Annotated in this window: 6 protein-coding genes; all 6 read right to left on the reverse strand. The window is 71.4% G+C overall.

The annotated features are described in order from the left end of the window. Window positions 1-156: 156 nt before the first annotated feature. Window positions 157-1,377, reverse strand: coding sequence for a hypothetical protein (locus D7Y13_RS37005; protein WP_233595774.1), 1,221 nt, complete (start codon window positions 1,375-1,377; stop codon window positions 157-159). Window positions 1,378-1,455: 78 nt separating this feature from the next. Continuing rightward, window positions 1,456-1,932, reverse strand: a complete 477-nt coding sequence (gene ybaK / locus D7Y13_RS37010; RefSeq protein ID WP_120535505.1) for a Cys-tRNA(Pro) deacylase — start codon at window positions 1,930-1,932, stop codon at window positions 1,456-1,458. Between the two features lie 5 nt (window positions 1,933-1,937). Next, the gene (purK, locus tag D7Y13_RS37015) at window positions 1,938-3,080 is read right to left on the reverse strand and encodes a 5-(carboxyamino)imidazole ribonucleotide synthase (protein ID WP_120535492.1); all 1,143 of its coding nucleotides are present in this window, start codon (window positions 3,078-3,080) and stop codon (window positions 1,938-1,940) included. Further along, window positions 3,077-3,580 carry a 5-(carboxyamino)imidazole ribonucleotide mutase gene (gene purE, locus D7Y13_RS37020; RefSeq protein ID WP_199732869.1) on the reverse strand — a complete coding sequence of 168 codons (504 nt, stop codon included), beginning with the start codon at window positions 3,578-3,580 and terminating at the stop codon, window positions 3,077-3,079. Before purE ends, purK begins: the two co-directional genes overlap by 4 nt. Window positions 3,581-3,787: 207 nt before the next feature. Next, on the reverse strand, window positions 3,788-5,221 hold the full coding sequence (locus D7Y13_RS37025) for a vWA domain-containing protein (RefSeq protein ID WP_120584852.1): 1,434 nt from the start codon (window positions 5,219-5,221) through the stop codon (window positions 3,788-3,790). A gap of 106 nt (window positions 5,222-5,327) precedes the next feature. Next, on the reverse strand, window positions 5,328-5,828 hold the full coding sequence (gene cglC, locus D7Y13_RS37030) for an adventurous gliding motility lipoprotein CglC (RefSeq protein ID WP_120535490.1): 501 nt from the start codon (window positions 5,826-5,828) through the stop codon (window positions 5,328-5,330). Window positions 5,829-6,089: the final 261 nt, after the last annotated feature.

Raw genomic sequence — 6,089 nt, forward strand, 5'->3', positions numbered from 1 at the left:
GGGGGAGGGCAGGCTCATGACCCCCAAAATGTACCGCGCCCTGAAGGAAGCTTCAGTCCCCCCCTCCCTTCAGGCACCCCCAACATCCAATACGGACGCTTGCAGGAGGGCGTGGCCACCCTTCCCAGGAACTGGGAAAGAGGGCCTCGGGGCACGCTACTCCCCACGAATCCGCTGGATTTCCGGCACGTTGGCGCCCTCGGAGGCCATGGGGGCGGCGTCCACGGGAGCCACCGGGGTGGCTTCCACCGGCGCGACCTGGGCCATCGTCACCTGGGCCGCGACGGCCTCCATGGCCTGCCCCTCCTCTCCCTGGGCAGTCGAGAGGGCCCGGAAACGGCGGGCCAGCGAGGCCAGCTCCGCCGCCTTGAGCTGCGCCTGACCGCTGCGCAAGGACAGGAGCGCCACGCGCGCACGCTCCAACAGGGCGACCTCTGCGCGCAGTCGCGCGATGATCCGCTCGCGCCGCTGGCGCATGTCCCCCAGCCGCTCCACCTCCTCGGCCAGCGACGCCGCCGCGACCTCCAACTGCCGGCGGGCCACCGCGTCGGTGCTGGCGCGGGCGCTCTTCTCCAGGCTGTCGCGCTCCGCTTGAAGCTCCGCGGAGGCTCGCTCCTCCAGCTGCGCCTCCACGCCGGCCCATTCGGAGGCCAGCTCCACCGCGCCGCGCGTGATGCGCGCCAGCGTGCGGGCCAGCTCCTCGCGCGCGGGCTCGCGGGGCAGCTTCGCCAGGGACTGGCCGCATTGACGGTAGAGCGACAGCGCGCGCTCCGACAGGGTGTGGAAGTCGCCGGAGAGCTGGGGCAGCAGCTCCTCCGCCCGCGCCTCCACCGGGTCGGCCGTGAGGCCCAGGTGCGCCGCGATGGCGCCAAGGCCCACGAAGAGCCCCACGATGCCGCCCACCATCACCGCCGCCAGCAGCGTGGGCGTGGCCACGGACGCCAGCCGCAGCGACAGGATGTTCGCCACCACGCCGCCCGCCAGGGTGAGCCCCGCGCCCAGCACGCTGCCCAGGCCGTAGTGCACGAGGGTGGGGCGCGCCTCCGCCACCTGGCCCTCCTCGCCCAGCTCGTTGAGACGCGCGCGCACCAGCAGGGCGCCCGCGGCCGCGCCGCTCATCGCCACCGTCCACCCGGGCGACAGGCCCAGCCCGTAGGGCAGTCCGACGAGCAGCAGCCCCAGCCCGGCCAGGAGCCCCCGGTCCCACCGGTCTCCGCGCGCGCACGCCAGCACCACCGCGGCGGGTGCCAGCCACGTGAGCGGCATGGGCATGCCCAGGCGCAGCGTCAGCCACTGCACGAGCCCCGCCCCGGCGCCCGCCGCCAGCGCGCGCGTGACGGTGTGCTCGAAGGCTTCGCGGTGGTGGAATTGCAACACGGCGGCATTCATCGGGACACCCCGGGAACGGCCCTCGGGCCGGGAATGTCCTTCGAACGCGTGGCCCGTGAAAAAGGTCTACGCCTTGGGGCGCGACAGCGGTCCCGTCCTGCCCTTCGTCACGCGCAGGTAGTCCGCGGGCGCGAGGACGATCTGCGTGCCGCGCACCCCCGCCGACACGGCGACGGTGTCGAACAGCTCCAGCGTCTCGTCCACGTAGACGGGGTACTCCTTCTTGCCCCCCAGCGCGGTGACGCCGCCCCGGATGAAGCCGGTGAGCGGCTGCAACTCCTTGAGCGGAACGGTGTCCACCTTGCGGTCGCCGCTCAGCCGCGCCAGGGCCTTCAAGTCCAGCTCCGCGTTGCCCGGCACCACCGCCATCAACACGCCGGTGCGGTCGCCCTTGGCCACCAGCGTCTTGAACACCTGTTCGGCGGGCATGCCCACCTTGGCGGCGACGGTCTCCGCGGACAGGTCGTCCGGGTCCACGTCGTAGTCGCGCAAGCTGTACGCGATGCCGAGCGAGTCCAACAACCGGGCGGCGTTCGTCTTCACGGGCGTCACATCCCCAGGAGCTTCGCGGCGGCCTTCACGCGGGTGAGCGCGTCCTCGGGCGAGGTGCCCACCGCGGACAGGTGCCCCATCTTGCGGCCCTTGCGCGCGTCGCGCTTGCCGTACAGGTGCAGCCGGACGCCGGGCATCGCCAGCACCTGCTCGAAGCGGGGCCCGCCCTCGTTCAGCCACAGGTCGCCCAGCAGGTTGACGATGGCCGCGGGGCGCACCACCTCCACCGAACCCAGGGGCAGGTTGCACACCGCGCGCACGGCCTGCTCGAACTGGCTCGTCAGGCACGCCACTTCCGTCGAGTGGAAGCTGTTGTGCGGCCGGGGCGCCACCTCGTTCACCAGGAGCGAGCCGTCCCCCAGGAGGAACATCTCCACCACCAGCAGCCCCTCCACCTTCAGCGAGGCGGTGATGTCGCGCGCCACCTGCGAGGCCTGCGACAGCACCGCCTCCGGCAGCGGACCCGGCAGCAGCGACCACGCCAGGATGCGGTCCTCGTGGTGGTTGAACGCGGGCGGGTACACCGCCAGCTGTCCATCCGGCCCGCGCGCGACGAGCACCGACAGCTCCGCCTTCAGGTCCAGCGCGGCCTCCACCACCACGGAGCGCTCGCCCAACTCCTTCCACGCGACGGCTGCCTCGGAGGGGCCCTTCACCTCGTACTGGCCGCGCCCGTCGTAGCCGCCTTCACTGGACTTGATGAAGCACTTGCCGCCCATCGCGGTGATGGCCGCGGAGAGCTCCGCCTCCGAGTTGGCCTCGCGCCACGGGCCCAGCGGGAAGCCGCCCTTGGCGAGCCAGGCCTTCTGCCGGCCGCGGTGCTGCACGACGGACAGCACGTCCGCGCCGGGCCGCATGGGCGTGTGGCGGGCCACGGCGTTCAGCGTGGCCAGCGACACCTTTTCAATCTCCAGCGTCACCACGTCGCACGAGCGCGCCAGGTCCTCCGCGGCGGCCGTGTCGGAGAAGGACGCGGTGAGGCAGCGGTCCACCACCGAGCGGGCCGGACACGTGGAGTCCGGATCCAACGCCTGCACCTGATAGCCCAGCGTGCGTGCGGCGAGCGCCATCATGCGCCCCAGCTGTCCGCCGCCCAGGATGCCCAGCGTGCCGCCGGGGAGCACCACGCGCGCCGTCATCCGGACACCTCGCGGTGCGCCAGCACTTCGTCCGTGCGGGCCTTGCGCCAGGCGCCCAGCCGCTCGCGCAGCTCCGGGTACTTGAGGGACAGGATGGCCGCCGCGTGCAGCGCCGCGTTGGCGGCCCCCGGCTTGCCGATGGCCTGCGTGCCCACCGGGACGCCCTTGGGCATCTGCACGATGGAGAGCAGCGCGTCGAAGCCGCTCAGCACCGTGGTGGGCATGGGCACGCCCAGCACCGGCAGGAGCGTCTTGCTGGACACCATGCCCGGCAGGTGCGCCGCGCCGCCCGCCGCGGCGATGATGACCGACAGGCCCCGCGACTCCGCGGTGGAGGCGTACTCCATCATCCAGTCCGGGGTGCGGTGCGCGGACACGACGCGCACCTCATGCGGGATGCGCAGCTCGGCGAGGATGTCGATCGCCGGTTGCAGGTGTTCGAGGTCGCTTCTGCCGCCCATGATGACCCCGACCCACGGGGTGCTCGCGCTCGCCGCCATGCTGTCTCGCGCCTCCAGTGCGCCCTTCCAGGGCTGAAGCCTGGAAGAACGCGGAGATAGGGCCACGCGATTCCACAGGTCAATCGCGAAGATGCCGCTTCGCGTCGCCAAGGGGCCGGGGGGCCGAGCGTTCCCCACTCCAGCCCACCCGCCGTCCCCAGGCCCGGCGTCACGCCCGCGTGACGCCGGGGCCCGAAGGCACCACGCTCAGTAGGTGGAGCCCATCCGGCCAAAGCCCTTGAGCGCCTTCACCTTGCTGCTCTTCACCGCGGCGCGCTGGGACTCCTCGCTGTCCGCGTCGTCATAGGCCTTCATCGACTCCGCCTGCTCCGCCTGATCCGCGGCCACCGCCGCCGCGCCCGCCACGTTGCCGGCCTCCATGAAGAGCGCCTGGTTCTGGCGCAGGTAGAGCTGGGCCGCGTCCTTCTTGCCCTGGCTCATCGCCTCCGCGGCCTTCTGGAGGTTCTGCGCGCCGCGCGCCCGGGCCGCGTACACCGTGGCCTCCTTGTCCTGGCGCTGCACGACCTCCTCCTGGATGTTGGTGGCCACCGCGGTCAGCCGGGACTGGTCCTCCACGTTGTGCCGGGCGATGAGGTCCGTGTACGTGAGCTTCAGCCCCGCCACCTGCACGGACTGGCCCGCCGCGCCGGCCGTGACGTTGAGGCGCACCACCACGCGCTCCACCTGACCCGCGGAGAAGTCCGGCATCGCCACGCGCACGGTGTTGCCGGCCTGGTGCGCGCGGTAGCCCAGCACCTCGCCCAGCGTCGTGCCCGGGGGCAGCTCGAAGGACAGCTCCACGTTGCGCGCCACCGCGGTGGTGGCCTGCTGCAGGTCGCGCTGGAAGAGGTTGGACAGCTGGCTTGCGTCCTCCAGGAAGCCGTACGCACCCGCGCCGTACTCCGCGAAGGCCTGCATCAGGTCCTCGTTGAAGTCGGTGCCCACGCCAATGGAGCTCACCGTGATGCCGGAGGCGCGGATGTCCCGCACCACGTTCTTCAGGCCCTGCTCATCCGACACGCCCTCGGTGGGCTGGCCGTCGCTCATCAGGATGAGGCGGTTGACGGTGGCGGCGCCCCCCATGGCGGACGCCAATTGCGTGCGGCCCACGGACAGGCCCGCGCTGATGTTGGTGCCGCCGTCATCCCAGATGGAGTCGATGAACTGGGCCATCCGCTCGCGGTTGGCCGGCGTCGCCGGCAGCGACGGCAGGCTCTTCACATCCGAGCCGTAGTGCACGATGGCCAGCCGGTCCTCGTCCCGCAGGAGCGTCACCAGGTGCCGCGCGGCCTGCTTCGCCTGCTGCAGCTTGTAGCCGCTCATGGAGCCGGACCGGTCGATGACGACCGCCAGGTTCACCGGGCTGCGCTTCGCGCCCGCCACCTCCATGCCGGTGAGGTCCACCGTCGCGTACGTCTCCGACGCGCCCACCGGGAGGTAGGGGTGTGACAGCCGGCTCTTCACCTGGATGGACCCCCCGGCCCCGGCCTGGAAGACGGTCGGCGGCGGGGTGGGCGGGGTCGGCGGCGTCACCACCACGTGCGGCGTGGGCTGGGTGTCCTCACCCCGGGGCAGGCCCAGCACCAGTGCGGTGAGGGCCAGGGCACCGGCCAGGGAGAGGAAGAGGACCGTTCGATTCATGGCAGGACTCCAGGGCGTGTGGAACGCGGGCCCTGCCTTTACGAACGGGGCGCGCGAAAAGGTCTAACCCTTTCGCGCGAGACGACTGTTCAGCGGGCGGACGCCCTCAGTTGCCCTGGGCCTGCGGGGACGCACCGGCACAGAAGTAGGGGGAATTGTTCTCCCCGAACGTGTCGCGGTACTTCTGCTCGTCCGCCACGCGGATCGCGTCCAGCGTCGCCTGATCCAGGAGCAGGGGGCGGCACGCCATCCGGGGCGCGAGACCCTCGGGCGCGTCATCGCGCGTCACCTCGCAGCCCGTGGTGGTGCCCTGCACGCATTCCTTGCTGCAGTAGCCCAGGGCCTCGGCCGTCGGGTCGTCGCTGCGCTCGGAGTCCACGTCACGCACGCAGATGAGGTCCTCGCAGTCCAGCGAACCAAAGGAGATGAAGTCCTGATCCGGCGCCACGTCCCGCTCCCGGATGGGCATGAACTTGGTGGAGTAGGTCTCCTGCTCCTCGGCGGACGCCTTGCGCACCAGACGGCACGGCTTGCCCAACTCGGTGGTGACCTCGCAGCCTCCCAGCAGGAGGACGGCGGAGAGGAAGAGCGCGGATCGCACGAACATCGTTGAGACCTCTAGAAAGGATGGGACCGGGGGCGTGGGGGAAGGCGACACCCAGAAGCCGGAAACGGTAGCACACCCCTCCTTCACGCCAACCACCGACCTGTGATGCGCGGGAAGGGTGGAATTGTGAAGGAGCACCGCAGGATATCAGAGGAAGCAGGCACGTCGTGGCGGTTGATGGTTGGGAATACGGCCGATAGGATGGCGTGGCTGATGTCATGCTGCCTTCCGGTGGCAGTACGCCCCCTCCCCCCCACGGAG

The sequence above is a fragment of the Corallococcus praedator genome (assembly GCF_003612125.1).
GTDB classification, from domain to species: Bacteria; Myxococcota; Myxococcia; order Myxococcales; family Myxococcaceae; genus Corallococcus; species Corallococcus praedator.

Coding starts and splice junctions, on each gene's coding strand:
- D7Y13_RS37025 (WP_120584852.1), bottom strand. CDS start 5,221: ATGAATCGAACGGTCCTCTTCCTCTCCCTGGCCGGTGCCCTGGCCCTC.
- purK (WP_120535492.1), bottom strand. CDS start 3,080: ATGACGGCGCGCGTGGTGCTCCCCGGCGGCACGCTGGGCATCCTGGGC.
- cglC (WP_120535490.1), bottom strand. CDS start 5,828: ATGTTCGTGCGATCCGCGCTCTTCCTCTCCGCCGTCCTCCTGCTGGGA.
- purE (WP_199732869.1), bottom strand. CDS start 3,580: ATGGCGGCGAGCGCGAGCACCCCGTGGGTCGGGGTCATCATGGGCGGC.